The organism is Brachybacterium paraconglomeratum (assembly GCF_039541415.1).
In the GTDB taxonomy this organism is placed as follows: domain Bacteria; phylum Actinomycetota; class Actinomycetes; order Actinomycetales; family Dermabacteraceae; genus Brachybacterium; species Brachybacterium paraconglomeratum_A.
Genome location: NZ_BAABGE010000015.1, coordinates 1 through 1,314, shown reverse-complemented (window position 1 = coordinate 1,314; position 1,314 = coordinate 1). Strand labels below are relative to the sequence as shown.

Sequence of the window (1,314 nt, the reverse complement as noted above, 5' to 3'; positions counted from 1 at the left end):
GTAGTGCTCGAAGTTCCGGAAGCCGCGGGCGATGCGGCGGCCGAGTTCGATGATCCCGTTGATGGCCTCTGTGCCGCCGTTGGTCGCGCCGTCGGTGTCGAAGTAGGCCAGGAACGCTGTCCGCCAGCGGCGTAGGGTCTTCCCGAGCCTGGCGATCTCTGGGATCGGGCAGGACGGCAGCGCAACGATCAGCTGCTCGGCGAGGCGGCGTCCCTGGGCGGGCGTGGGCTGGTGGAACACGTCTCGGAGGTCCTGGGCGCACTGGTAGGCGACCTCGACCGCTACGTGATCGGGATGGGCCGCGAATGCGCTGGCCAGGCGGGTCTGCTGGCGCGGCGTGAGGCGTTCCCGTCCGGCGCGGAGAACATGACGGATCCCGTAGAGGGGGTCGCCCTTGCGGCCTCGGTGGCCGAGGGTCTCCTGCTGGATCCGGCGGCGGACGTCATCGACTGCAGCCCCGGCGAGCTTGACGATGTGGAACGCATCCAGCACGCAGGTGGCGTCCTCGAGTTGGTCATCGATCGCGTTCTTGTAGCCCTGGAACGGGTCCAGTGTGGCGATCTCGACCCGCTTGCGGAACTCGTCGCCGCGCTCGTCGAGCCAGTCTCGGTAGGCCTTGCCGGATCGGCCGGGGACGAGGTCGAGGAGTCTGGCGGTGGGGTGGGTGTCGCGAGTCAGATCGACCATCCCGGTGAGCTCCTTCGGTCCGCGCCGGCGCGGGTCCCGGTGGTGCCAGATGTGTTCGTCCACGCCCAGGACCTGCACGCCCTCGAACCGGGACTGGTCGTTCGCGGCCCGGGTCAGGACTGGTCGGACCTGGGACCAGAGCGTGTTCCAGGTCGTGCCGAGCTGGCGGGCCAGGCCCTGGATCGTCGCTCCCTCGCGCCGGAGTTGTCCGATTGCCCAGCGGATCGCGCGCGTGCTCAGCAGGCCCCGCGGTGCACAGACCTCCGGGTTCTGCTCGGCGAAGGTCGTCACCGCGCAAACGCGCTCGAGGCAGATCCAGCGGCGCTTGCGCCACCGAATCCGCACCGGTCGGCCAGCCCATGGCGCGTCGATCATCTCGACCACCACTCGGCCGTGACCAGTGGCGATGACACCGCAGCCAGGGCATCCGGTCACTGGATCGCAGGACTCAACCTCAAGCAACAGTCCGGCCCGGGCCTTCGAGACGGCCACCAGATGAAGGCCAGGGAAGTCCAGGAGAACGTCGCATCGGTCGCAGCGATCAAGCGCGTCAGGACATACGCAACTATGGTTGGGCATCGTCGAGGTCCTTGGTGCGAGCAGAGGTAAGAGTCCGCTCATCATCGG

General features: G+C 68.3%; 1 protein-coding gene. It reads right to left on the bottom strand.

What is annotated here, in order from left to right; all coding sequences use genetic code 11:
• Positions 1 to 1,266: ISL3 family transposase (locus ABD893_RS16935; RefSeq protein WP_345083176.1), on the bottom strand; the 1,266-nt coding region annotated here is incomplete at its 3' end.
• Positions 1,267 to 1,314: the final 48 nt, after the last annotated feature.